The 23,531-nt window shown below is 71.7% G+C and carries 25 protein-coding genes; 14 read left to right on the forward strand and 11 right to left on the reverse strand.

The annotated features are described in order from the left end of the window. The first annotated feature begins 71 nt into the window (after positions 1-71). The 4 genes from HNR68_RS00905 (at position 72) to HNR68_RS00920 (ending at position 3,290) form a co-directional block, all read left to right on the forward strand. Positions 72-860, forward strand: coding sequence for an ESX secretion-associated protein EspG (locus HNR68_RS00905; RefSeq protein WP_179716662.1), 789 nt, complete (start codon positions 72-74; stop codon positions 858-860). A gap of 215 nt (positions 861-1,075) precedes the next feature. Next, positions 1,076-1,396 carry a hypothetical protein gene (locus HNR68_RS00910; protein ID WP_179716664.1) on the forward strand — a complete coding sequence of 107 codons (321 nt, stop codon included), beginning with the start codon at positions 1,076-1,078 and terminating at the stop codon, positions 1,394-1,396. An 11-nt stretch (positions 1,397-1,407) separates the two neighbouring features. After that, a complete protein-coding gene (locus HNR68_RS00915; protein ID WP_179716666.1) occupies positions 1,408-1,968 on the forward strand; it encodes a DUF3558 family protein in 561 nt (186 codons plus the stop codon). Between the two features lie 44 nt (positions 1,969-2,012). Continuing rightward, entirely contained in the window at positions 2,013-3,290 is a 1,278-nt protein-coding gene (locus HNR68_RS00920) for a hypothetical protein (protein WP_179716668.1), read from the forward strand. A 256-nt stretch (positions 3,291-3,546) separates the two neighbouring features. On the opposite strand, the gene HNR68_RS00925 is transcribed toward HNR68_RS00920, so the two are convergent. The 3 genes from HNR68_RS00925 to HNR68_RS00935 form a co-directional block, all read right to left on the reverse strand. Continuing rightward, entirely contained in the window at positions 3,547-4,773 is a 1,227-nt protein-coding gene (locus HNR68_RS00925; RefSeq protein WP_425502848.1) for an IS30 family transposase, read from the reverse strand. Positions 4,774-4,932: 159 nt separating this feature from the next. Continuing rightward, complete coding sequence (locus HNR68_RS00930) at positions 4,933-5,202, reverse strand: hypothetical protein (RefSeq protein WP_179716672.1); 270 nt, start codon at positions 5,200-5,202, stop codon at positions 4,933-4,935. A gap of 59 nt (positions 5,203-5,261) precedes the next feature. Next, a complete protein-coding gene (locus HNR68_RS00935) occupies positions 5,262-5,474 on the reverse strand; it encodes an HC3 family zinc finger protein (protein WP_179716674.1) in 213 nt (70 codons plus the stop codon). A 114-nt stretch (positions 5,475-5,588) separates the two neighbouring features. On the opposite strand from HNR68_RS00935, the gene HNR68_RS00940 reads away from it, so the two are divergent. Both HNR68_RS00940 and HNR68_RS00945 read left to right on the forward strand, forming a co-directional pair. After that, positions 5,589-6,437 carry a helix-turn-helix domain-containing protein gene (locus tag HNR68_RS00940; RefSeq protein ID WP_179716677.1) on the forward strand — a complete coding sequence of 283 codons (849 nt, stop codon included), beginning with the start codon at positions 5,589-5,591 and terminating at the stop codon, positions 6,435-6,437. After that, positions 6,424-6,663, forward strand: coding sequence for a DUF397 domain-containing protein (locus HNR68_RS00945; protein ID WP_179716679.1), 240 nt, complete (start codon positions 6,424-6,426; stop codon positions 6,661-6,663). Before HNR68_RS00940 ends, HNR68_RS00945 begins: the two co-directional genes overlap by 14 nt. On the opposite strand, the gene HNR68_RS00950 is transcribed toward HNR68_RS00945, so the two are convergent. Beyond that, entirely contained in the window at positions 6,664-9,642 is a 2,979-nt protein-coding gene (locus HNR68_RS00950) for a sacsin N-terminal ATP-binding-like domain-containing protein (RefSeq protein WP_179716681.1), read from the reverse strand. Then, positions 9,639-10,490, reverse strand: coding sequence for a DUF3027 domain-containing protein (locus tag HNR68_RS00955; RefSeq protein WP_179716683.1), 852 nt, complete (start codon positions 10,488-10,490; stop codon positions 9,639-9,641). The genes HNR68_RS00950 and HNR68_RS00955 overlap by 4 nt, the downstream gene beginning before the upstream one ends. Positions 10,491-10,568: 78 nt before the next feature. On the opposite strand from HNR68_RS00955, the gene HNR68_RS00960 reads away from it, so the two are divergent. The 4 genes from HNR68_RS00960 (at position 10,569) to HNR68_RS00975 (ending at position 14,627) form a co-directional block, all read left to right on the forward strand. Further along, a complete protein-coding gene (locus tag HNR68_RS00960; RefSeq protein ID WP_380575578.1) occupies positions 10,569-11,405 on the forward strand; it encodes a glutaminyl-peptide cyclotransferase in 837 nt (278 codons plus the stop codon). Positions 11,406-11,426: 21 nt separating this feature from the next. Further along, complete coding sequence (locus tag HNR68_RS00965; protein WP_179716685.1) at positions 11,427-12,179, forward strand: hypothetical protein; 753 nt, start codon at positions 11,427-11,429, stop codon at positions 12,177-12,179. Between the two features lie 218 nt (positions 12,180-12,397). Then, the gene (locus HNR68_RS00970) at positions 12,398-14,095 is read left to right on the forward strand and encodes an MFS transporter (RefSeq protein WP_179716687.1); all 1,698 of its coding nucleotides are present in this window, start codon (positions 12,398-12,400) and stop codon (positions 14,093-14,095) included. A 55-nt stretch (positions 14,096-14,150) separates the two neighbouring features. After that, on the forward strand, positions 14,151-14,627 hold the full coding sequence (locus tag HNR68_RS00975) for a DUF2771 family protein (RefSeq protein ID WP_179716689.1): 477 nt from the start codon (positions 14,151-14,153) through the stop codon (positions 14,625-14,627). Between the two features lie 7 nt (positions 14,628-14,634). Here HNR68_RS00975 and HNR68_RS00980 read toward each other — a convergent pair whose 3' ends face one another. From HNR68_RS00980 to HNR68_RS27070, 4 genes are all read right to left on the reverse strand, one after another. Then, positions 14,635-15,288 (reverse strand): response regulator, encoded by a 654-nt coding sequence (locus tag HNR68_RS00980; RefSeq protein ID WP_179716691.1) that lies wholly within the window; start codon positions 15,286-15,288, stop codon positions 14,635-14,637. Beyond that, positions 15,285-16,280: a sensor histidine kinase gene (locus HNR68_RS00985; RefSeq protein ID WP_179716693.1), complete on the reverse strand. Its 996-nt coding sequence runs from the start codon at positions 16,278-16,280 to the stop codon at positions 15,285-15,287. The genes HNR68_RS00980 and HNR68_RS00985 overlap by 4 nt, the downstream gene beginning before the upstream one ends. Further along, positions 16,277-17,707: a serine hydrolase domain-containing protein gene (locus tag HNR68_RS00990; protein ID WP_179716695.1), complete on the reverse strand. Its 1,431-nt coding sequence runs from the start codon at positions 17,705-17,707 to the stop codon at positions 16,277-16,279. Before HNR68_RS00990 ends, HNR68_RS00985 begins: the two co-directional genes overlap by 4 nt. Before the next feature lie 100 nt (positions 17,708-17,807). Next, positions 17,808-18,203: a cold shock domain-containing protein gene (locus tag HNR68_RS27070; RefSeq protein ID WP_179716698.1), complete on the reverse strand. Its 396-nt coding sequence runs from the start codon at positions 18,201-18,203 to the stop codon at positions 17,808-17,810. A gap of 242 nt (positions 18,204-18,445) precedes the next feature. On the opposite strand from HNR68_RS27070, the gene HNR68_RS01000 reads away from it, so the two are divergent. Then, entirely contained in the window at positions 18,446-18,652 is a 207-nt protein-coding gene (locus HNR68_RS01000) for a hypothetical protein (RefSeq protein ID WP_179716700.1), read from the forward strand. Here HNR68_RS01000 and HNR68_RS01005 read toward each other — a convergent pair. Continuing rightward, a complete protein-coding gene (locus HNR68_RS01005; RefSeq protein WP_343049870.1) occupies positions 18,560-19,261 on the reverse strand; it encodes an HAD family hydrolase in 702 nt (233 codons plus the stop codon). The genes HNR68_RS01000 and HNR68_RS01005 overlap by 93 nt on opposite strands. A gap of 105 nt (positions 19,262-19,366) precedes the next feature. On the opposite strand from HNR68_RS01005, the gene HNR68_RS01010 reads away from it, so the two are divergent. Further along, a complete protein-coding gene (locus tag HNR68_RS01010; RefSeq protein WP_179716701.1) occupies positions 19,367-20,332 on the forward strand; it encodes a R2-like ligand-binding oxidase in 966 nt (321 codons plus the stop codon). 46 nt (positions 20,333-20,378) lie between these two features. Here HNR68_RS01010 and HNR68_RS01015 read toward each other — a convergent pair whose 3' ends face one another. Continuing rightward, positions 20,379-22,037, reverse strand: coding sequence for an AMP-binding protein (locus HNR68_RS01015; RefSeq protein ID WP_179716703.1), 1,659 nt, complete (start codon positions 22,035-22,037; stop codon positions 20,379-20,381). Between the two features lie 192 nt (positions 22,038-22,229). Here HNR68_RS01015 and HNR68_RS01020 point away from each other — a divergent pair, with 192 nt between their 5' ends. Together HNR68_RS01020 and HNR68_RS01025 are read left to right on the forward strand one after the other, a co-directional pair. Continuing rightward, positions 22,230-23,018: a PhzF family phenazine biosynthesis isomerase gene (locus HNR68_RS01020; protein ID WP_179716705.1), complete on the forward strand. Its 789-nt coding sequence runs from the start codon at positions 22,230-22,232 to the stop codon at positions 23,016-23,018. Between the two features lie 83 nt (positions 23,019-23,101). Further along, the gene (locus tag HNR68_RS01025; protein WP_179716707.1) at positions 23,102-23,497 is read left to right on the forward strand and encodes a YccF domain-containing protein; all 396 of its coding nucleotides are present in this window, start codon (positions 23,102-23,104) and stop codon (positions 23,495-23,497) included. Positions 23,498-23,531 lie beyond the last annotated feature (34 nt).

Below are 23,531 nucleotides of genomic sequence, written 5' to 3' on the forward strand. Positions count from 1 at the left end.
AGCGCACTCCCGCAACCGGCTAGCCTGCGAAGCTGCCACCTGAACACGGAACTCGCGGGAGCGCAGCGACAGTGCCCAAGCTCGACGTCGACCGTCTCGAATACATGATCTTGGCCGGGTGGGCTGGTATCAGCCGGGTCCCGACTGTCGCCTCCTACGCCAACTACGGAACACCTGTCCAAGACCTCAACGAGGAACTCGAAGCAGCTGACGCACGCTGCCGCCAGCGCGGGCTCGTAGGGCGTGACAACAGCGTGAACGACGTCGTGTGGGACCTGATGGGCGTCTATCCCGTCGGCTCTCTCGAGTTCGATCTGCGGTTCTCCCGGCAGAAGGGCACCGAGCTGCGCGCCTGCGTGACGCAGTCCGCCAAGTCCGCGACCCGGACCGTGGTCAACGGTGACCGGATCATCCTGGAGAAGGTGCGGCCGGGCGACGCGATCCCGGCACTCGCTTCGCTCCTGCCGGAGCACCCGCCGCTGAAGATGCAGCCGCTGCAGATCGACCTGGCCGAACTGCGCGCGGCACGTGCCCAGGTGGCGAAGAACGGCGATACCGACGAACGCGCACTGGAAGACGCCCTCCGCTCACGCGGCGTGAACATCGCGGAGTACCGGAAGGCGACCCGCATGCTCGACGGCCCGAAGCTGGGCGTCGGCGAGATCGGCGTGACGGTGTGGTCACCGACCCGCAAGGAGATCCGCGGCGAGCAAACCCTGCGGATCATCGACCTGGAGCAGGGGCGCGTGGCGGTGTACAACAGCCGCAGCCAGCGCATGGTGGCGGGCTGTGACATGGGCACCTACCGCCGTGTGCTCGGCGACATCGCCACCGCAGCCCAACGCGAGGTGGCGTGGTGAGCGGTCTGCTCCGAACAGGGCAAGTCATCCGGATCGTGGAACCGAGGTCGCTCTTGATGCGCCAAAGCACTAGGGCAGTCGGCGCGGACCTGGCAAGCTGACACCGATCACGCAGTGACTGTGGAGGGAAGTCCGTGATTCCAGATGGAGCTAGTAGGCCTGCCGGTGCAGCCGCCGGCCGGGCGGTCGTGAACACCTTCGTCAACACTGCTGGGATGGGCGTCCAGCAGGCGTCGTTCTCCGTTGACCTTGAGCAGATCCCGAGGCTGATCGCCAAGTACGAAGAAGCGATCGGAGAGCTTCGAGGAGTCAGCCGAAAAGCCCGCCAGCTGGAGAACATCGGCGCTCCTGGCGAAGACGAGGTCAGCAAGAATCTCGCGCGCTCCCTGGGGAAGATGGCAGGCGACGGCGACGGCAACCTCGCCTGGGTCGTGACGAAGTGCATCGAACGCTTGCAGAACCAGATCGATCAGCTCAAGGCGGCTCAAAGCGGCTACCGCACCGCTGACGAGAACGCGACTCCCACCCAGGTCTAAGGAAGAAGATCGTGCTACGACGCCCCACCATCACCGCACTTCTTGGAATCGTGCTCCTCGGAGCCGCAGCGTGCTCCCAACCCGAGACTCCGGACCAGGGGACTCCTGAGCAGACCACGTCATCGGCCCCTACCTCCACAGCTCAGGGAAGCCAGATTCCCAACCCGAAGAACCTGAAGGCCGTCACGGACGCTTGCACGCTGCTGACGCCCAACGACCTGTCCGAGATCGGAGGTGGAGGCGAGCCCGAAGCGCAGACCTCCTCCTACGGGGAGACGCAGTGCGACTGGCAGGGCGAGAACTACGGTGTCGGAGTTGCCGTGAACACCAAGTTCGGCGGCCCCGAGAAGATCTTCAGCAAGAGCGGCGTCACACAGATCGAGGTAGCTGGCTACCCGGCGGGGAAGATGGACGAAACCACCTCGCTCTGCCGCATCGAAGTCGCTGTTGCCGATGACCAGAACGTGGAGATCGACTACACGAAGCTGGGCGGCAAGTCTCCTGAGATGCAGGACACCTGCGGATACGCGCAGCGACTTGCAGAGGCCGTCCTGAAGAACATTCCGGCCTAGCGCTGCAACCGAGAATCACTGGACACCACAACCAGGGGGATGAGATGCCGCTTCCACTTGCCATTCCCATCGGTGCTGCGGTCGGCGGCTTCCTGCTGTCGCCGACGGACAGCAGCAGCACCGACGAGGTCATGAAGAAGGTGGGCTTCAACCACCCGGAGAAGTACAAGCAGATCAAAGAAGGCAATGGAGTGCCGGCATTGGAACCGGCGATCCGCGGATGGCAGGACGAGGTCGCCTCCGACTTCGAGCGAGTCGCCAGCCTCCTGCAAGAGGCCAACACCACGGCCGGGGTCATGTGGGAAGGCCAGGCGGCGGAACAACACGGTACTTCGCTAGCTCCGATGACCCAGTTCATCCACGACGCGAAGGACGTCTCGACGGCAGTCGGGAAGATCGCGACAGATCAGGCGGACGAGTTCAGCAGGATCAACCACTCGATGCCGGAACCGGTCGAGGTCACCGCGACGGACAGCCTTCTGGAGAAGGGCGGCGCGTGGCTGACCGGCACTGAGACGGACCTGCAGCAGCAGGAGCGCGAGGCGCAGGAGAGGGCTGAGGAAGCCAAGCGCTACTACGAGAACTACGACCGGGCGGCGAGTGCCACGTCCGCTAGCTTGCCGTCGTTCCCCGTGCCGCCGGAAATGGCTTACGACCAAGGTTCTCAGGAGTCCACCGAGCGCGCCACGGTGAACACTCCGACCAACCCGTCGTCCATCGGTTCTCGAAGTCTTGGTGGCGACAACTACGGCATCGGCAGCGTCACCCCTGGCGGCAACCCTGGCGGCGGGAGCGAGCTGCCCGGCGGCGGGTACACCGGCACGCCGAGCGGGAGCACGTCGCAGTGGACTTCGCCGTCTCCGGTGGGTGGCGGCCAGGGAGTGCCGAACCTGCCCGGCACGACGCCTGGCGGTCCAGGCCCCAACGGCCCAGGGATCGGCCTCGGCATGATGCCGCCCGGTGGCGGTTCGGGCACCGGCCTGGGTGCTGGCGGTCGTGGCCTGGGCGCCGGGGGCGCAGGGGGCCGTGGGGTCGGCGGGCTCGGCAGTGGTAGTGGCTCCGGCAACGGTCTGGGCGCTGGTGGTCGCGCTGGTGCGGGCGGTTTGGGCGCAGGCGGCGCGGGCGGTGCCTCTGGCAGTGGCGCTGCTGGTGCGGCTGGTCGCGGTGGCGCGGCGGCTGCGGGCGCTGGTGCCGCTGGTCGCGGCCGAGGCCAGGAGGGCGAGGACGACCTGGAGCACGAGAACAAGTACATGATCGACACGGACGAGGCCTGGGAGGACTTGGGGCTCCCCCGGGTCGCCCCGCCGGTCTTCGGCGAGTGAGCAGCACTTCCTGACGTTCGACAGCGGACTGGCCGCGCACCGGACCTGGTGCGCGGCCAGTCCGCGTTCCGGGGTGTTCCTGAGGTGATCGGTGGCCGGGCGCGGGGAGGGACACGCCCGGCCACCGGGGAAGGCCGGTGCGGCTGGTCGCCGGGGGAAGTCGAGCCGCACCAACCCATTCGGGTGGATTTTTCGAGGTGAAGGGCACCTTTCACCAACTGGGGGCGGTTTCGGGGGGTCGTTGCAACGCGGTTGATCAATTGGTTTGGGTCAGGAGTTTAGTCAGGCGCTCGGCTGGGGTGTCCCAGCCGAGCGTTTTGCGTGGTCGGCGGTTGAGTTGGGCGGCGACGGCGGCGAGGTCGTCGGGGGTGTGGACAGAGAGGTCGCTGCCTTTGGGGAAGTACTGGCGGAGCAGGCCGTTGGTGTTTTCGTTGCTGCCGCGTTGCCAGGGCGAGTGAGGGTCGCAGAAGTAGACCGGGATGTTGGTGGCGAGGGTGAACTCGTGGTGGCGGCTCATCTCAGCGCCTTGGTCCCAGGTCAGGGACCGTTTCAGGTGGGTGGGCAGTGTCTGGATGGTGGTGATGAGGCCGTCGCGGACGGTTTCGGCGTCGTGTCGTTCTGGCAGGTGGACCAGCAGCACGTAGCGGGTGGTGCGCTCGACCAGTGTGCCGATCGCGGATGCCCCGCCGGCACCGAGGATCAGGTCACCTTCCCAGTGGCCGGGCACGGCCCGGTCCGCGACCTCGGCCGGGCGGTCGCTGATCATCAGCATCGGTGCGGTGAAGCGGGACTGGCGTTGCTCGGTGGTCCGGCGGGGTCGGCGCACCGTACGGCCGGTGCGCAGCGCCCGGGCCAGTTCACGACGCAGTCCGCCGCGACCTTGGACATAAAGGGCCTGGTAGATCGTCTCGTGGGTCACGTGCAGCTCCGGGCGGTCGGGATGGTCCCGGCGCAGCCGATGGCTGATCTGCTCCGGGCTGTACCGGTCGTCGAGCATGCCCTGCACCCGTTCACGCAATTCGGGATGGGCGGCGATCTTGCCGGTCTTCGGCCGGGCGCGGCGCGCCTCGGCGCGAGCCTGAGCGGCATAGGGCCGGTAGTCACCGCTACCGGGATGACTGTTGCGCCGCAGCTCCCGGCTGATCGTGCCAGGATCACGCCCCAGCTCGCCTGCGATGGCCCGCACACCCAGGCCGGCCCGACGCAGGTCAGCGATCACCAGCCGCTCGTCCTGAGACAAAAACCGGGACGACACCTCGGGCCGGGCACGAGCCGGAGGTGACGGCGGGGCGCAAGAACACGTGGTCCCACGCCCCGCCCGTCGGCCGAATCGCCACCGATACCCGGTCGTGCGGCTGACCCCCACGATCCGGCATGCCTCAACCGTGCCCACACCCCGCGCCACAAGATCAAAATAGACCTCGCGCTCAGCAAGCAACTTCTTACACCCCTGAGGCGACCTGTCCTGACGGATCTCGAACACCGCAACCCCTGAACAAATCAGGCGTTGCAACCACCGCTAGAACCCGAGGGGTTGGCGAAAGGTGCCCTTCACTCCTCACCTGATCGGGTGGGACGGGGGCGGTCGGGTGGGTCGTGAGTGCGTAGGCCGGTTGGAGCCGGTTTTCGCACTCACGACCCGTTAGGTGCGGAGGTGGTGGCGGCCGGTGGGGTGGTCGTCGGGATCGAGGTCGGGGAAGCGCGGTGGGGGTGCGGGAGGGGTCGGAGGTTGCTCGCGGGCGCGTTCGGCTTCGACGTGGGCGATGAGGTGCCAGACCGTGTGGTCGCCGTTCCCGGTTCCGGCGTGGCGTCCGGTGGCGAAGATCAGGCCGGTGATCGGGAGGCGGGTGGTGAGCAGGGCGAGGATGAGCAGGTCGAACAGGACGAAGGTGCTCAGCTGGAGCCAGAACACGGCGGTGGGTTCCTCTCGGTCGGTCGGTTCGGGGATGAGCTGCCGCGGCTCGTGAGGTCTCAGGAGCGGTCGGCCAGTCGGCGCCAGCAGTCCATGCAGGTGTGCTCGCGGATCCAGTCCACTTCGGACCGGTCGTGCAGCTCGGCGGCGTCGGCCTCGACCCCGCAGTAGGCCGTGACCCGTTCGTCGTGCGGGGCTCTCGTTGCTGCGATGGGAAAAGCGTGGCGGCCACCCGTGACCGGCCGCCACACGTAGGTCAAGGAACCGAACATCGGGACTCCTTCCGGGTTTCTGCCGTCGATGAGACAGTCCAAAAAACTTCTACGCAATCTTGTTCACCAGTTTGTGTAATGGCGCTGTCTCAGGCCCTGAAATAGCGTGGGTATATGACGACGGCACGTTCACGCGGTCTTGGCGCCGAAGTTCGCAAATTGCGAAAGGATGCCGGCCTGAAGCTCGAAGAACTGGCGGAACTGTGCGGATGGTCGCGCGCGACGTTCGGCCGCATCGAATCCGGCGACAAGGTCCTCACCGAGGCTGAGGCAGCGATCATCCTCGGAACCCTCGGCGTCAAAGGAAGTGAGCGCAAACGACTGCTCGAGCTCGCACGCGACGCCCATCAACCGCACTGGTGGGAGGTCGGGCATTCTGACCTGCCGCACCTACTGGTAGGCCTGCTGGAGTTCGAGCGCATAGCTACGCAGATCACCGACGTGGCTCTCGGTTTCGTCCCGGGCCTGCTGCAAACCGCTGACTACGCGAGAGCCGTGATCAGTGCTGGGAATGTGACGGAGGCTCAGCTCGAATCCAGGGTCTCACTGCGTCTCGGTAGGCAAAGCGTCCTGACTCGCCAGAACCCGGTCGCGTTTCGGGCGCTGATCGATGAGTCTGTGCTGCACCGCCCCATCGGCGGCTACGACGTGATGGCCGAGCAGCTGAGACAGATCGTCCGGGTGTCTCGTCGCCCGCACATCACCGTGCAGGTGCTCCCCTTCTCTGCTGGAGCGCACGTCGGCCTGAACGGGAGTCACCTCATCCTCGAGTTCCAGCGGCAACGACCCATCGTCCACCTGGAGCATCGGCGTTCCAGCGTCTTCCTCGACGACCCTGCGGACACCGCCCCGTTCCTGGAGGCCATACCTACTCTGGCCGAGGCGGCGTTGACGCCAGAGGAGTCAGTCGAGCTGATCGCGAGCCACGCAGAAGCCATGGAGGCAGAGCATGAGGTCGTTTGACAACTGGCGGAAGTCCAGTCACAGCGGAGAGGAGACCAATTGCGTCGAGGTCGGCTGGCGGAAGTCGAGCTACAGCGGTGAAGAAGGCGACTGCGTCGAGGTCGGCGCCGGCGTTGACCTCGTCGGGGTCCGGGACACCAAGGACCGCGACGGCGGGACGCTGACCTTCCCACCGCGGGCCTGGTCCTCGTTCCTGCACCGCCTGAAGGCCGACCAGCTCGGCTGATCAGCGCAGCAGCGTCGTCGCCTCCGGGTCCGCCAGCAGGGCCGTCAGCGCGAAGCGCTCGTGCCACGCTCCGGCCGCCCAGGCCAGGGCGCGGGCCAGGCCGTCCGGGGTCCGCTCCGCGTGCACCGCACCGGTGCTCGTGACCCACCAGTGCACCCGGTGCTCCCCCGACGACGAGCGCACGCGCAGGCCGTCGTGGAGCGTGACCTCGCCGGTCGGCACCGGGATCCCCAGCAGCTCGCAGGACGCCGGGACACGCCCGACCTCCGGCCAGCTCTGGGTGCGCCCCTCGCCGACCACCTGCATCGTGTTCTCCTCCGACGCCAGCGGCAGGTCGAGCAGTTCCGCGAGGGCTTCGGCGTCGAACTGGTCCGGGCTGCCACCGGCGACCACCAGCGGGGCCTCCAGGACGCTGAGCATCCACGGCTCGTCCAGCACCACCGCCCGGCCCGTGCTCACCACCGCGCCGGAGACCGAGCGCACCGTCTCCGGCGGGTCGATCTCGGCCGGGTCGATCGTCCGGCTGGCCACCGCGTCCGCCAGCGCCTGGTGCGCGCGCAGGGCGGTCCCCGCGCGCACCGTGCGGTCCGGGTCGCCCAGGCGCTCCAGGATGTCCGCGGCGTCGTCGGTGTCCGCGATGCGCAGCTCGCCCCGCACGCCCGCCAGCTCCAGGTGCTGGGCGTCCAGGCCCACGTCCGGCACCGGGTCGTACAGGCCCGCCAGCTCCTCGGCCTCCGGGAGCCGCCAGGAGCGCGGCGGAGCGCCCGCGAGCAGCGCGTAGCGCTCGATCCACCAGGCCGAGTAGCTGCCCGGTTCCCGCAGCGCGCGCAGGGCGTCCGGGGACCGGGCCAGCAGGCGCAGCGCGGCGGGCCAGCCGTCGTCGGCCACCAGGTCCAGGTCGCGGATGCCGACGAACCTCGGCGGCGGCCAGCTCTCCGGCTGCGCCGCCTCCTGCTCGGCCCACCACAGGTGGACGTCCGGGAAGCCCTCGTCCGGCTCCACCGGGTCTTCCTCGACCCGCACCGCGAACCCGTTCAGCACGCCGATCGCGCGCAGCAGGTCGGCCGGCCACTCGGCCGCGAAGTCCTCGTCGAGCACGCCCAGCGGCCCGTCCTCGCCGACGTACTCCTCGTCCAGCACGTCCAGCAGGGCGGCGTCCGGCAGCAGCAGCTCGTCGGCGCGGCGGAAGTCGCCGTCGGCGTCGGGCAGCGCGAGCGCGCCGATCCAGTCCCGCGGCTGGGTGCTCGCGACCAGTTGCAGCACCGCCTCGGCCAGCGGGCGCACGTCGACGCCGGAGCGGGCGTCGGCGACGCTGCGCCGCACCGCGTCCTCCAGCGGTGGTGCGTCCAGCAGTTCCGTCGGTCCCGCGGGGTGCGCGCCGAGCTTCTCCAGCAGCGGGTGGGTGGCGTCGGGGTGCGCGATGCGCAGCCCCGAGATGTCCAACGTGGACAGCAGCGCGGCCGGGTCGGGGTCGGCGCCGGGGCGGCTGAGCAGCACGTCACGCACGCCGCTGACGGTGCGCCCGTCGGCCAGCGGCACGGGCAGCGCGGTGAACTCCTCGCGGGCGGCCGGGTCCGCGCCCTCGACCGGCGCCAGCGCGTCGTAGAGGCGGTACCACCACTCCGGTGGGCGCTCCAGCCCGGTCACCGCTTCCACGATCTCCGCCGCGGCCAGCCTGCGGACCTCCAGCACGTGCAGCGACCGGCGGTGGCGCGTGTCGGAGAGGTCGGCCTCCAGCAGGCCGGGGACCACGTCGGCCAGCAGCTCCACCAGTTCCGGCGAGACGTGCTCGAGGACCTTGGACTCCAGCGGGGCGACCAGCTTCCCGCTCGCCGCGGGCAGCCACGCCGCGACGCGCAGCCGGTCGGTCACGCCCTGCCGCAGCTTGTCGTCCACATCGGACAGCGGGAACCCGGCCAACGGCACCAGCGAGGTCCGGTGCGCCGGGTCGACCTTGCCGACCAGCGCCGGGTAGCACTCGGCGGCGTAGGTCAGCACCGCGTCCGCCGCGGCGGAGGCCGCGACCCGCCGACGGTCCGGTTCCACCGGCACGCTGGCCAGCAGCCGCGCCGGCAGCGACAGCCGCTCCTCGGTCGGCGTCGGCGCGTGCAGCACGTCCTCGGCCAGCGCGATCGGCACGCCCTCGTCGTCCAGCGGGACCGCCCAGGTCACGCGCCACTCCGCGGCGTGCCGGGCCTCCACGCCGAGCCCGGCCAAGGCCGCCTCGCTCAACCTGCCCGACGCGCGGTGCACCAGCCACCGGTCGCTGCGGAACGGGCCGTGCACCACCAGGCGGTCGGCGTCCAGGTCCTCGCGGCGCCAGGCCTGCTCGCCGATCCGGATCTCGGTGAGCGCGGGCAGCGCGAGCAGCAGGTCGGGCGCCTGGCCGGTGAACTCGGCCAGCAGCGCGTCGACGTCCACGTCCGCGCGCAGCGGCAGCCGCACCTCGGTGTCGTAGCCCGCGGGCGGCTCCCCGGTCGTCGGCCACGGCAGCCGCAGCACCGGGACCTCCCCGGACCGCTTCGCCAGCTCCTCCGCCGGGCCCGGCAGCTGCGCCACCGCGTCGCGGGTGCGCGCGGCCGAGAACGCCACACCGCCGGTCGTGGACACCACGCTCGGCTCGTCGGAGACCGCCAGCACGGCGGCGAACCCGACGCCGAACCGGCCGACCGAACCGCCCTCGCGCTTGGCCGACGCGCGCAGCGACGCCAGGGCCGCCACGCCCTCGGCGGTCAGCGGCGCACCGGTGTTGGCGACCCGCAGCTCACCGTCGCGGACCTCGACGCGCAGCACCCCGCACGAGCCCGCGGCGTCGGCGGCGTTCTGCGCCAGCTCGACCAGCAGGCGTTCGCGGTAGCCGCCGAGCCGGAGGTCCTCCTCGGCGTTGGCGTCCTCGCGGAACCGGGTCGGCGAGGCCTCCCAGGACTGCAGCACGGCCTGCCGGAGCTCGGCCGCGCCGAACACGTCCGGCTCGGTCACCCCCGCTCCGAGGTGCGCGACTCGTAGTCGAGGGTCGCGTCGTCGTAGACGACCTCGGCCACCGGCACCGTGGAGGAGACGTCCACCTCGACCTCGGAGTGCGCGCCGCAGCCGAACTCGACGCTGACCACGCGGCCGTCGGCGGGCGCGTACTCGTTGGCGCACACGCCGAACGCGCCACCCATCGACCCGGCCAGCTTCAGGAAGAACCCGCAGGTCCCGCAGGCCGCCGGGGCGGAGCGGGCCATCTCGGAACGCGGCCCGAACTCGCCGCCGTACCAGCGCTCCGCGGCCTGCAGGCGGCCCTCGTGGCTGAGCACCCGCTTGCGGCCCAAGCCGACCTCGCGGGCGACGTCCTCCACCGCGGGGTCGTCGCTGGCGAGGTACCCGGGGGCCAGCCGCGGGTCGTCGGGGCGGGTCGGCAGCAGGTCACCGGGACCGACGTCGCCCGGCCGGACCCGCTCGGCCCACGGCACCCACTCGGGTGCGGTGAGCGCGTTCGGTCCCGGCAGCAGCACGACCTCGCTGACGGTGACCGGCTCCCCCGGCCCGACGCTGGCGACGGTGACCGCCCACCGCCAGCCGACGTAGCCCGGGTAGTTCGACTCGAAGTAGTGCGTCGCCGCGTGCGGGCCCTCCGGCTCCACGCCGACGTGCGCCCCCACCGGGTCCGCCGCCTCGGGGTCCACGGTCAGCACGGGCGAGCCGATCGGGTCCGCCCCCGGCCTGGCCTCGTCCTCCGCCGCAGCTCGCGCGACGTCCACAGCCGCGGCGAGCTCCGGGTTCACGGGCTCCGGCTCGGGCTGCCCGGTGTCCCCGGACGGGGCGTCCGCGCCTGGGCTGGTCATCGGAGCAGGCATAGGCGTCACGGGCTCGATTGTGCCGTACGCGGTCGTCGGCGCAGTCGGCCGTGTCAAGCTTTCGGGGTGCGACTGCTGCTGGCTCGACGTGTTCTCTGTGGCGTTGTGCTCGCTCTCGGGGTGGTGGCGTGTGCGCCGTCGGTACCAGCGCAGCACGACGGCCAGCACGACAGCGAGCAGACCGATCAGGGCGTTGGGCACGCGGGAAGCCTGCCACACCTTCGACCTGAGGTGATCCGCGTGCTCCCGCACGACCGCTCCTCGTTCACTCAGGGACTGGAGGTCTCCGACGGCACCCTCTACGAGGGCACCGGCCTGCGGGGCGAGTCGCTGCTGCGCGCCACCGATCTCGCCACCGGCCAGGTGCGCCGCGAGGTCCGCCTCCCGGGCGACCTCTTCGGTGAGGGCATCACCGTCACAGGTGACCGTATCTGGCAGCTCACCTGGCAGGAAGGGGTTGCGCTGGAGCGGGACCGGGAAACCCTGGCCGAGTTGCGCCGAGTGGAGTACTCCGGCGAGGGCTGGGGGCTGTGCTTCGACGGGACGCGCCTGGTGATGAGCGACGGCAGCGACCGGTTGACCTTCCGCGACCCGGCGACGTTCGCGCCCACCGGCTCGGTGGAGGTGCGGGCGGAGGGCTCCCCGGTCGAGGAGCTCAACGAGCTGGAGTGCGTCGACGGCCAGGTGTGGGCCAACGTCTGGCGCAGTGACCAGATCGTGCGCATCGACCCGGCGTCCGGGCAGGTCACGGCGGTGGTCGACGCCTCCGGCCTGTTGAGCCCGCAGCAGCGGGCGGGCACTGACGTGCTCAACGGCATCGCCGCCGTGCCGGGCACCGACGAGTTCCTGCTCACCGGCAAGCTCTGGCCGGCAGTCTTCCGAGTTCGCTTCGTACCGGCGTGATCGTCGGTACGGTCTGTGCGCATGGATGACCAGGACGGCGCCGTCCAGCCGCTGCACGTGCTCTGCGTGCTGGGTTCCGGCATGGACCCGGACCTGGTGGAGTCGGCCGTGCGGGCGATCGGCGGGCCGTTCTTCGCCCTGGACCGGGACGAGTTCTCCGCCGAGCACGACCCGCGCATGCCGGGGGCGTTCGAGGCGAGCGTGGCGGACCTGAGCTTCACCGAGGCCGACTGGGAGGCGGTGGCCGAGCACGACTCCGTGGCCTACGTGCTGGCCAAGGGCGTGCACCGGGAGCACGCGGCGCACATCTCGGAGCGGATGCTGGCGGTGGTCGCGGAGCTGTTCGAGCGCTGCGGCGCGACGGCGGTCAAGTGCGAGAGCAGCGGGCTCGCGCACGGCCGCGAGACCTGGCTGACCCTGGCCGCGGCCGCCGACGAGCCGGTGGCGCTGCGGCAGGCGTGGGTGAAGCGGCCGATCGTCGACGGGGACGTGCTCCACACCTGCGGGATGCACCTGCTGGGGGCCCCGGACGTGGAGCTGGCGCCGGGAGGGGAGCGCGACGTGGACCGCCTCGGCGAGTGGGTGGAGCTCATCGACGGCCTGACCGGCTACCTGCTCACCGAGGCCCGGGCGGCGGAGATCCGCGACGGGGAGGGGTTCCGGCTGGCCGAGGACGCGCCGCGCTGGGTGCTGCGCCAGCAGAGCTGCGAGCGCTACCCGGACGACGACATCTTCTTCAACCCCTACGGCTACTGGCGGCTCACACCCGCGTGACCTGGGGTCTGGGGGGGGGTGGGGCGCGGGTACCCGTGGGTTCCGGGCCGGTGCCTCGGCCTGATCACCCGGACGGTTGAGGTTTGGGCCGTGGAGCCCACCTCTCCGGGTGACAGCTGTCTCTGACGGACGGGTTCGCCCCTCTTCCACCGTGGAGCCGCGCGGACGGGCGGCTGATCGCCATCGCGGTGGGAGCGGGGTGAGGCAGGATGACGAGCATGGGTTTGCGACGCCACGACCAGCGCTCGGGCTCGGCGCGCGCAGGCTGGGGCGCCGGGCAGCGCGGCAAGCGCGGCGCCTACGCCGAGGGCGGAGCCGCGGCGCGCTGGGGCGCGCACGGGGCCGACGAGGCGCCGGAGCGGGCGGAGCCCGAGCGCGGGCGGGCGGAGCACCGGTTCGAGGCCGCGGACGCGACGCGCACCAGCAGGCAGGCGCGGCGCTACCCGTGGGAGGAGGACCCGGACTACGAGCCGGCGCGCAGCCGGTCACGGCGCCTGCCCCCACTGCCCGAAGACCACCCGTCGCGCGAGGAGGAGCCCCCGTCCCACCAGGAGGGACCGCGACCGCGCGGGACCGCGCCGCCGACCAAGCTCACGGTGACGCGGGTGGCCGCGTGGCGCAGCCGGGACCTGACGCAACGCGCTATGCGGTTGTTCTTCTCGCTCGCGCACGCCGACGGCGCCGACCGGTCGGGGCTGGCCCGGTTCACCTACGCCGTGATGGGCAACTACGCGGTGGACGCCGCGATGGCGGTGGCGCTGGCCAACACGCTGTTCTTCTCCGCCGCCACCGGCGAGAGCAGGGACAAGGTCGCGCTCTACCTGCTCATCACGGTCGCGCCGTTCGCGGTGATCGCGCCGGTCATCGGCCCGGCGCTGGACCGGTTGCAGCAGGGCCGCCGCTACGCGCTGGCCGCCTCGTTCGCCGTCCGCGTGGCGCTGGCCGCCGTGATGGCGCTGAACTTCGACAGCTGGCTGCTGTACCCGGCCGCGCTGGGCTGCATGGTGCTGTCCAAGTCGTTCGGCGTGCTCAAGGCGGCGATGACCCCGCGGGTGCTGCCCTCGCAGATCACCCTCACCAAGGCCAACTCCCGGCTGACCGCGTTCGGCATGGCGGCCGGTGGCGTCGTCGGCGCGATCGCCTCGGGCTTCGCCTGGCTGCTCGGGTCCGAGGGCGCGCTGTGGTTCATGGCCGCGATGGCCGCGGGCGGCGTGTGGCTGTGCCTGCGGATCCCGGGCTGGGTGGAGAGCACCGAGGGCGAGGTGCCGACGTCGATCAGCGCCCGCCCGCAGACCACGAAGGTGCCGCTGAGCGCGCACGTCGTGGTCGCGCTGTGGGGCAACGGCGGCATCCGGCTGCTCACCGGCTTCCTCACCCTGTTCGCCGCGTTCGTGATCAAGCAGAGCACGCAGCACGAGCCGTTCGTGCAGCTCGTGGAGCTGGGACTGGTCGGTGGTGCCGCCGGGGTCGGCAGCTTCCTCGGCAACGCGCTGGGCTCGAAGGCGCACTTCGGCAAGCCGAACCGGGTGATCATCGGGTGCCTGGGCGGCGCGCTGGCCGTGGTGGTGTGCGCCGCGCTGCTGGCCGGGCTCCCGCTGGCGGTGGTGGTCGGCCTGGTCGGGGCGACGGCGAGCGCGCTGGCCAAGGTCTGCCTCGACGCGGTCGTCCAGCACGACATGCCGGAGGAGTCGCGGGCCTCGGCGTTCGGCCGCTCGGAGACGATCCTGCAGCTCAGCTGGGTCTTCGGCGGCGCGCTCGGGGTGCTGCTGCCACCCGTGTACTGGATCGGCTTCACCGTGGTGGCCGCCCTGCTGGCGGTCGTGCTGGCCCAGACCGTCATCGCGGGCCGCGGCGGCACCCTGGTGCCCCGGCTGCGGCGGCGGACGCGACCAGCCCAGGCGGCCGCCGGGTCGTAGGCCACCGGCGCCGCCACGCGCGATCCCGCGAACGGGTGACTTGTAGGCTCGGACCGTGCATCGTGGACTGAAGTCGCTGCTGGCGGCGGCGGGCGTGGCGCTCGTCGCCGGCTGTGCCGCGCCGAGCGAACCGCAGGTCACCTTCTACTCCCACGGCCGGTCGGTGCAGGTCGCGCCGGCCCAGTACTGCGACCCGACCGGGGAGGACTGCACGACCTCGCCGGACGCCGTCCGCGACCTGCGGGTCCCGCCCCGCGCACCGCTGCAGGTCTCGGTGCCCGGTGAGGTCGCCGAGACGCCGTGGCAGGTGGTGTTCCTGTACCGCGGGGTCAACGGCGAGGAGCTGGACGGGCGCAGCCCGGTCTTCGCCCCGGGCGAGCGGCACGCGTACACGCTGCAGCTCCCGCCGGACGGCGCGCACCTGGAGCACGTCGAGGTCCAGCAGTTCTCGGCGGTGCTCACCCAGGGCGTCGACGGCGGCGTGGACTTCGGCATCGGCGGCAGCTGGGTGCTCGACGTCCACCAGCGGTGACCGCGGCTCAGCCCTCGACCAGCCCCGCCTCGTAGGCGGTGATCGCGGCCTGGACCCGGTTGCTCGCGCCCAAGCGCTGCAGGATCGTGCTCACGTGCGCCTTGACGGTGCCCTCCGCCACGTGCAGCCGCCGCGCGATGTCCTGGTTCGACAGCCCGGACCCGACCAGCGCGAGCACGTCGCGTTCGCGCGGGGTCAGCGTCGCCACCCGCTCCCGGGCGGTGGAGCGCCGGGACAGGGCGCCGGTGTCCACCGCGGTGATCACCCGGTGCGCGATCCGCGGTGACAGGTACGCGGCACCGTCGGCGACCGCGCGGACGCCGATGATGAGCTCGCGCGGGTCGGACGCCTTGAGCAGGAAGCCGCGGGCGCCGTCGCCGAGCGCCCGCGCCACGAACTCGTCCTCGTCGAAGGTCGTGAGCACGACGACCGCGACCTCGGGCTGCGTCCGCGCCAGCTCGGCAGCGGCGGCCAGGCCGTCGAGCTGCGGCATCCGGATGTCGAGCAACGCCACGTCCGGCTGGTGGCGGGCGGCCAGCTCCACGGCCTCGCGCCCGTCCGCGGCTTCCGCGACCACCTCGATGTCCGGCTCGGTCGTCAGGATCGAGCGCACACCGGCGCGGACCATCGCCTCGTCGTCGGCCACCAGCACGCGGATCATCGGCTCTCCCCCTCCGTCGGACGCCCTGATCCTGCCGGACAGGGCAGGCGCGCGGTGACGGTGAACCCCTCCCCCGGCTCGGCGTGGAACGTGCCGCCCAGCAGCCCGACGCGTTCGGCCAGCGCCACCAGCCCGGTCCCGCTGCCGGTGAGCATCGGCTCCGTGTCCACCTCGGTGTTGTGCACCACGACCAACAGCTCCCGCGCGGACCGCTCCAGGCGGACCGTGACGTGCGCGCCCGGTGCGTACCGGGCGGCGTTGGTCAGCGCCTCCTGCACCACGCGGTGCGCGGCGCGGTCCACCGCGGACGGGACCGCGAGCGGTGCTCCGCTGCGCACCAGCTCCACGTCCATGCCCGCGGCGCGGGCCCGGTCGACCAGTGCCTCCACCGGTTCGTCCGGCGGCTCCAGGGAGCGCTCCGGGCCCTCGCGCAGCAGCCCGATCGTCTGCCGCAGCCGGTCGGTGGCCGCTACGGCGGTGGCGCGCAGCGCGGCCGCGGCCCGCCGGTTCTCTTCGGTCATGTCGGCGGCCAGCTCCAGCGACCCGGCGCGCAGCGCGATGAGCGCCAGCGCGTTGCCGAGCGCGTCGTGCATGTCCGAGGCGATCCGGGTGCGCTCGCGCAGCCGGGCGCGCTCGGCGACGAACTCCTGCTCCCGCTCCAGCTGCGCCACGCGCTGCCTGCCGGACTCCACCAGCTCGGCCTGCTGGCGGCGGAACCGTCCGGCCAGCCACGGCAGGCCGACGAACACCGCCAGCAGCCCCAGCAGGCCGACCGCGCGTCCCGGGTAGACGGCGAGGTCGACCACGCCCGGCACGGCGGCCAGCGCGAACACGACCCAGCCGTGCCGCACCGGGAGGTGGCGGCCGTGCAGGTACCCCGCCACGGCCAGCACCACGAACAGCGCTTGCCGCCACAGCGGGACCGCGTCCTGGTCGATCGAGTTGGCCAGGCACGCGCCGACGATGACGAGCAGGACCGCGGTGTTCCTCATCGCGCCACCCCCAGAGCCCGGTCCCGGCCCGCTCGCCGCAGGTTCACCACCCGGAACAGCGCGGTGCTCACCCCGGCCAGGGCGGCGACCAGCAGCGTGATGGTCAGCGGCAGCGGGAAGTAGGTCAGCTGCGCCCAGGTGATCGTGCGGCCGTTGCTGAGCAGCGAGACCAGGTCCGGGTAGGCGGCGAAGACCGCGAGCGGGACCAGCAGCGGCAGCAGGCGCAGGCCGGTCCCCCACGCCGACCTCCCGGCGCGCCGGGCCGCCCACCGGCGCGCACGCACGGCGCCGAGCACCCCGGCGGCGACCGCCCCCACCGTGACCGCACCCAGCACCAGCTCGGTCTGCTGCCTGCCGCCGCCCGGCACCGCGGGGGTCGTGCCCTCGCTCAACGCGATCAGCCCGGTCAGGATGTCGTAGGTGCTGTCGTGCAGCGAGGCGCTGCCGGTCATCACCGCGAACCCGTACCCGGTCTCCGGCACGAGCGCCTGCACCGCGGTGTGGGTGAACAGGTTGCCGGAGTGCATCACCAGCTCCGGGCTCGACTCCGGGTGCTCGACGCTCCAGCCCATGCCGTAGTCCGACACCGCCGACGGGCTGTGCATGAGCCGGAGGCTGTCCGGGCCCACCAGCTGCGGGCCCGCGCCGCTCTGCGCGATCAGCCACCGCCCCATGTCGGCGGCGGTGGTGATCACCCCGCCGCTGCCGCTGCCGTCGAGGAACCCGGGCAGCTCCGCCCGCGGGACCCACGCGCCGAACACCGAGATCTGCCCGTCGGCCGGGGGGACCACGTCGTCGCTGACCGCGCTGGAGCGCATCCCCAGCGGCGCGAACACGTGCTGCTGGAGGTAGTCGCCGAAGTCCTGCCCGCCGGCGACCTCGACGAGCCGGGCCGCCAGGTCGTAGTTGGCGTTGCAGTACTCCCAGCGCGTGCCCGGGTCGGCGGCCAGCGATCCGGTCCGCAGCCGCGCCGCGTGGTCGGCCAGCGAGCCGGCCTCCTCCAGCGAGCCGATGTCGACGGTCGTGTCCGACAGCCCCGAGGTCTGGTTCAGCAGCTGGCGCACGGTGATCCGCTGCGCGCGCGGATCGGCCATCGTGAACCCCGGCAGCTGTTCGGCGACCGGGCGGTCCAGCGCGATCCGCCCGGCGTCGACCAGCGTCATGACCGCCATCGCGGTGAACGACTTGCTCACCGACGCGACCCGCACCGGGGTGTCCGCGGTGACCGGTCGGCCGGTGGAGTCCTGGCCGTAGCCCGCGGCGTGCACCACCTCGCCCCCGCGGGTGACGACGACCGAGAAACCGGGCAACCCGGTCGACTCCAGCGCGCTGGACAGGTACTCGTCGAAGGACGGTGTGGAGGCGGCTGCCGCGGGCGACGAGGTCAGGCCGAGGACCGCTGCCAGCACGACGATCATGGCTCTCATGCTCGGCAACGCTAGGGATCCGGGCACCCGCCGCGGATCTGCTGACCGGCCACGACCACCCCTGACGAAAGGCGGAGTCGGCCCCTCGACCCGGACCTCGTCAGCTGCCGCTCGGGTCGAGCTCGCGGGCCACCGCGCGGACGACCTCGCCGATGCGCTTGGCGGTCTTGCGGTCGGGGTACCGACCGCGGCGCAGGTCGGGCTGGACCTTCAGCTCCAGCAGCTTGATCATGTCCTCGACCATGCCGTGCAACTCGTCGGCGGGACGCCGGCGGGCCTCGGCGACCGAGGGCAGCGGGTCCAGCAGCTTGACCTTCAACGCCTGCGGGCCGCGACGCCCCTGGGCCATGTCGAAGTCGACGCGCTGGCCGGTCTTCAACGACTCCACACCGGAGGGCAGCGCGGAAGCGCGCACGTAGACGTCTTCCCCGTTGTCCTGGGTGAGGAAGCCGAAGCCCTTGTCCGCGTCGAACCACTTGACCCTGCCGGTCGGCACTGTCCTCACCGTTCCCTGTCGATGCACTGGCCCGGTTCTCAGGGCCTCCGTCGTCCTTGCATGTCGATCCGCCGCGCGGAACCACCGGCCCCGGCACGACGAAAGCGCCCCGACTACGCTACGCAGTTGCACGTGCCGAGACGCGTCATCCAAGCGTACCGCGTACTGGCCAGGGTAGACCCTGCCTCATCGCACGAGGGTCGCTGCGACACCTGGCGCAGCGCGCGAATACGCTGCTGGCCATGGCAGATTCCGCGCGCCGGTCCGCACTCCTCCCGGTCTCGGTGGTCATGTTCGCCCTGGGACTGCTGGCCATCGTCGCGATCTTCGTGCTGTTCGCCCTCGGTTACCAGGACCTACCCGTCTGGCTGAACCTGACCACGCTGTTGTGCCCGGTCGGGCTGGCCGTCGGCGTGGTCGGAGCCATCGCCACCGCCCGCCGCCGCTGACCGCTCCAACCAGGCCGGGAACTCGGTGAGGTCGCGCAGCACCACGTCCGCCCCGGCCTCGGCGAGCTGCGCGGCGTCGTACGGCCCGGTGGCCACCGCGACGGCCGTCGCGCCCGCGGTCCGCGCCCCGACGATGTCGCCGAGGTGGTCGCCGACGTAGCCGGCCGCGCCCTCCTGCCGCAGCACCTCGCCCTTCGCGGTGGCGAACACGTCGCCGACCAGCCGGTCCACCTCCCAGCCGAGGGCCTTGAGGTGCAGCTCCGCGTTCGGCTGGTGCTTGCCGGTGATCACCAGCGTCCGCCCGCCCAGCTCGCGGACCGCCGCGAGCGCCTCGGCCGCACCCGGCAAAGCGGTGGTCGCCTCGATCACCACCGACGGGTAGACGGCCCGGAAGTGGCGGACCAGCCGCTGCGCCATCGCGTCGTCGAACCCGTGGCCGCGCATCACGTCGTACAGCGGCGGGCCGAGGTTCGCGGCGAAGTGCTCGCCGTCGAGGGCCAGGCCGAACTCGCGGTTCAGCTCCTCGATCGCGCGGACCATGCCGGGACGCGGGTCGATCAGCGTCATGTCCAGGTCGAATCCGACGGTCGGTCCGTTGCGCTCAGCCACGCCCACCACCCTACGGAGCGGCCGCGGCACCCTTGACGCGGAACTGTTCAGTATCGAAAACTCGGACTGGTAATCCTCCTCACACCGGCGAGCTGGAGTCGTCCCATGACGAGCACGACCGCGCACCCCGCCCACCGCGAAGGCTTCCACTCCCTCAAGGCCAGCGGCCTGAACTGGGACTCCCTGCCGTTGCGGCTGTTCACCAAGGGCAACGCCAAGTTCTGGAACCCCACCGACATCGACTTCAGCCAGGACGCCGAGGACTGGCAGCAGCTCACCGAGGACGAGCAGCGCAGCGTGGCGGGGCTGTGCGCGCAGTTCGTCGCCGGCGAGGAGGCCGTCACCCAGGACCTCCAGCCGTTCCTGGCCGCCATGGCCGAGGAGGGCCGCTTCGGCGACGAGATGTACCTGACCCAGTTCGTCTTCGAGGAGGCCAAGCACACCCAGGTCTTCCGGCTGTGGATGGACGCCGTCGGCCTCACCGAGGACCTGCACGGACTCGTCGAGGACAACCCCGGCTACCACGAGATCTTCTACAAGCTGCTGCCCGAGGCGCTGCACGCGCTGCACGAGGACCCCAGCCCGGAGAACCAGGTCCGCGCCTCGGTCACCTACAACCACGTCGTCGAGGGCACCCTCGCGCTGACCGGCTACTTCGCCTGGAACAAGATCTGCGTCAAGCGCGGCATCCTGCCCGGCATGCAGCAGGTCATCCGGCACATCGGTGACGACGAGCGCCGGCACATGGCGTGGGGCACCTTCACCTGCCGCCGCCACGTCGCCGCCGACGAGCGCAACTGGGCGGTGGTGGAGGACCAGATGAACCGGGTGCTGCCGCACGCGGTCGCGCAGGTCCAGTGGCGCCCGGACGACGCCCCCGAGGTGCTGCCGTTCGAGCTGGACAAGGACGAGCTCACCGCCTACGCCACCGACCGGGCCACCCGCCGGCTCGGCGCGATCTCCAGCGCCCGCGGCATGCCGCTGGCCCAGATCGACGTCGACGCCACCCCGGAGACGCTGGAGGAGCAGTTCGGCGAGGAGGACGACGCCGAACTCGCCAAGCTCCGCTGAGCCGTGCCGCGGCGCAGCCCCGCGGCCGGGGGCTGCGCCGCGCGGGTCACTCCAGGCCCAGGATCTCCTTGGCCCTCTCCCGCATCTCGACCTTGCGGATCTTGCCGGTGACGGTCATCGGGAACTCCTCCACCACGTGCACGTAGCGGGGGATCTTGTAGTGCGCCAGCTTGCCGGTGCAGAACTCCCGCAGCGACTCGGCGGTCATCGGCTCCGCGCCCTCGCGCAACCGGACCCAGGCCATCAGCTCCTCGCCGTAGTGGGCGTCCGGGACCCCGATGACCTGCGCGTCGACCACGTCGGGGTGGGTGTAGAGGAACTCCTCGATCTCCCGCGGGTAGATGTTCTCGCCGCCGCGGATGACCATGTCCTTGATCCGCCCGGTGATGCTGACGTAGCCGTCAGCGTCCATCACCGCCAGGTCGCCGGTGTGCATCCAGCGGGCCGCGTCGATGACCTCCGCGGTGCGGTCCGGCTGCTCCCAGTAGCCCAGCATCACCGAGTACCCGCGGGTGCACAGCTCGCCCGGGGTGCCGCGGGGCACGGTCAGCCCGGTCGCCGGGTCGACGATCTTGATCTCCAGGTGCGGGCCGACCCGGCCGACGGTGGACACCCGGCGCTCCAGCGAGTCGTCCGCGCGGGTCTGCGTGGACACCGGCGAGGTCTCGGTCATGCCGTAGCAGATCGCCACCTCCCGCATGCCCATGCGGTCGATGACCTGCTTCATCACCTCCACCGGGCACGGTGAGCCCGCCATGATGCCGGTGCGCAGCGAGGACAGGTCGAAGCTGTCGAAGTCCGGGTGCTCCAGCTCGGCGATGAACATGGTCGGCACCCCGTACAGCGAGGTGCACCGCTCGGCGGCCACCGCGCCCAGCGCCGCGGCCGGGTCGAAGCCCTCCGACGGGATCACCATCGCCGCGCCGTGGCTGGTGCAGGCCAGGTTGCCCATCACCATGCCGAAGCAGTGGTAGAAGGGCGGCACGATCGCCACCCGGTCCTGCTCGGTGTAGCCGCACAGCTCACCGACGAAGAACCCGTTGTTGAGGATGTTGTGGTGCGACAGCGTCGCGCCCTTCGGGAACCCGGTCGTGCCCGAGGTGTACTGGATGTTGATCGGGTCGTCGGCGGACAGCTGGATGGCGGCGAGCCGCTCCGGGTCCGCGGTGGCCCCGGCCATCCGCTCCCACTCCGGGGCGTCCAGGAACACCACCTGCTCCAGGCCGGCGCACTTCGGGCGCACCTGCTCGACCATCGCGACGTAGTCGGAGGTCTTGAACGTCTTCGCCGAGACGAGCATCCGGATCCCGGCCTGGTTGAGCACGTACTCGAGCTCGTGCGCCCGGTAGGCGGGGTTGATGTTGACCAGGATCGCGCCGATCTTCGCGGTCGCGTACTGGACCAGCGTCCACTCGGCGCGGTTGGGCGCCCAGATCCCGACCCGGTCGCCCTTGACGATCCCGGCGTCGAGCAGGCCGGTCGCCAGCGCGTCCACGTCGGCCACGAACTGCCGGTAGGTCCAGCGGCGACCGGTCGCGCACTCCACCAGGGCGTCGCGGTCGGGGAACCGCGCGGCGATCCGGTCGAGGTTCGCCCCGATCGTCTCCCCCAGCAAGGGGACGTCCGAGACACCCGAGTCGTAGCTGAGCTGGACGGCATCCACGTCGACTACCTCCCCGACGAACACGTGAGACGGATCACCCATCTTGTCCACACGCTGCGCCGTCCGGCCACCCCCGAACGCGGGTACCGCCACACCCCGACGTCCCACCCCCGGCGGGGTGCGGTCCCGAGGGGAACCAGACGTCCGACCTCCACGGGAGTCGCGCCCCCAGGCACCGCGAGAGCCCCTGGTCCGGGTGGGCCGGGGGTGCCCGGGGGCTCGTAGGGTCGGTGGGTGCGTGCTTTCGTCGTGGACTCCTTCACCGACACCGCCTTCGCCGGGAACCCCGCCGGGGTCGTGCTGCTGGACTCCCCCGCCGACCCGGCGTGGATGCAGTCGGTGGCCGCCGAACTGCGGCACTCCGAGACCGCGTTCGTCGTGGTCGGCGGCCCGGAGGACGAGCCGAAGCCGCTGCGCTGGTTCACCCCGACCACCGAGGTCCCGCTGTGCGGGCACGCGACGCTGGCGACCGCGCACGTGCTCGGCGGCGACCAGCGCTTCGACACCCGCAGCGGCGTCCTGACCTGCACCGCGCTGGACGACGGCTGGATCGAGATGGACTTCCCCACCGACCCGCCCGAACCGGTCGACCCGCCCGAGGCGCTCGCCGCGGGCCTGCCCGGCGTCACCGTCGAGGCGACCGCGCGGGCGGCCACCAAGGTCCTGGTGCGGGCGGCTTCCGCGGCCGAGGTCCGCGCGGTGCAGCCGGATCACGCGGCACTGGCCGCCGTCCCCTCCCGCGGCGTGGTCCTCACCGCCCGCGGCGACCGGCCGGGCGGAGACTTCGTCAGCCGGGTGTTCGCCCCGCAGGTCGGCATCCCGGAGGACCCGGTGACCGGCTCCGCGCACTGCGCGCTCGCGCCGTGGTGGGCCGCGGAGCTCGGCCGCGATCCGCGCGAGGCGACCTTCGTCGGCGAGCAGGCCTCCGCCCGCGGCGGCGTGGTGCGGATGGCGCTGCGCGGTGATCGCGTCGGTCTGCGCGGCCGGGCCGTCACCGTTCTGCGCGGCGACCTGGTGATCTGAACCGCTGGTCAGGAGCCTGCGCGGCAGCCGATCTCCGCTCCGCCACCGCTCCGAACCTTGCGCTGAACTGGCACGGTGGAAGGATGCGGTTGTTGCTGAACGTCATCTGGCTGGTGTTCGGGGGCCTGGTGATGGCCCTCGGGTACGCGGTCGCGGGCGTCGTGCTGGCGATCACCGTCGTCGGCATCCCGTTCGCGATCGCCTCGTTCCGGATGGCGAACTTCGCGCTGTGGCCGTTCGGCCGGCGTCTGGTGGACGTGCCGACGTCGGGGGCCATGGCGGGCATCGGCAACGTCCTGTGGCTCGTGCTGGCCGGGTGGTGGCTGGCGCTCGGGCACGTCCTCACCGGCATCGCCCAGTGCATCACGGTCATCGGCATCCCGCTGGGCATCGCGAACTTCAAGCTGGTGCCGGTCTCGCTGCTGCCACTGGGCAAGGAGGTCGTGGACGCCGACGACCCCTACGCCTTCACGCGGTGACCTCCACCGCCCACCCCACGGCCACGTCGGAACC

Origin of the sequence: Saccharopolyspora hordei, assembly GCF_013410345.1 — a bacterium.
GTDB lineage: Bacteria > Actinomycetota > Actinomycetes > Mycobacteriales > Pseudonocardiaceae > Saccharopolyspora > Saccharopolyspora hordei.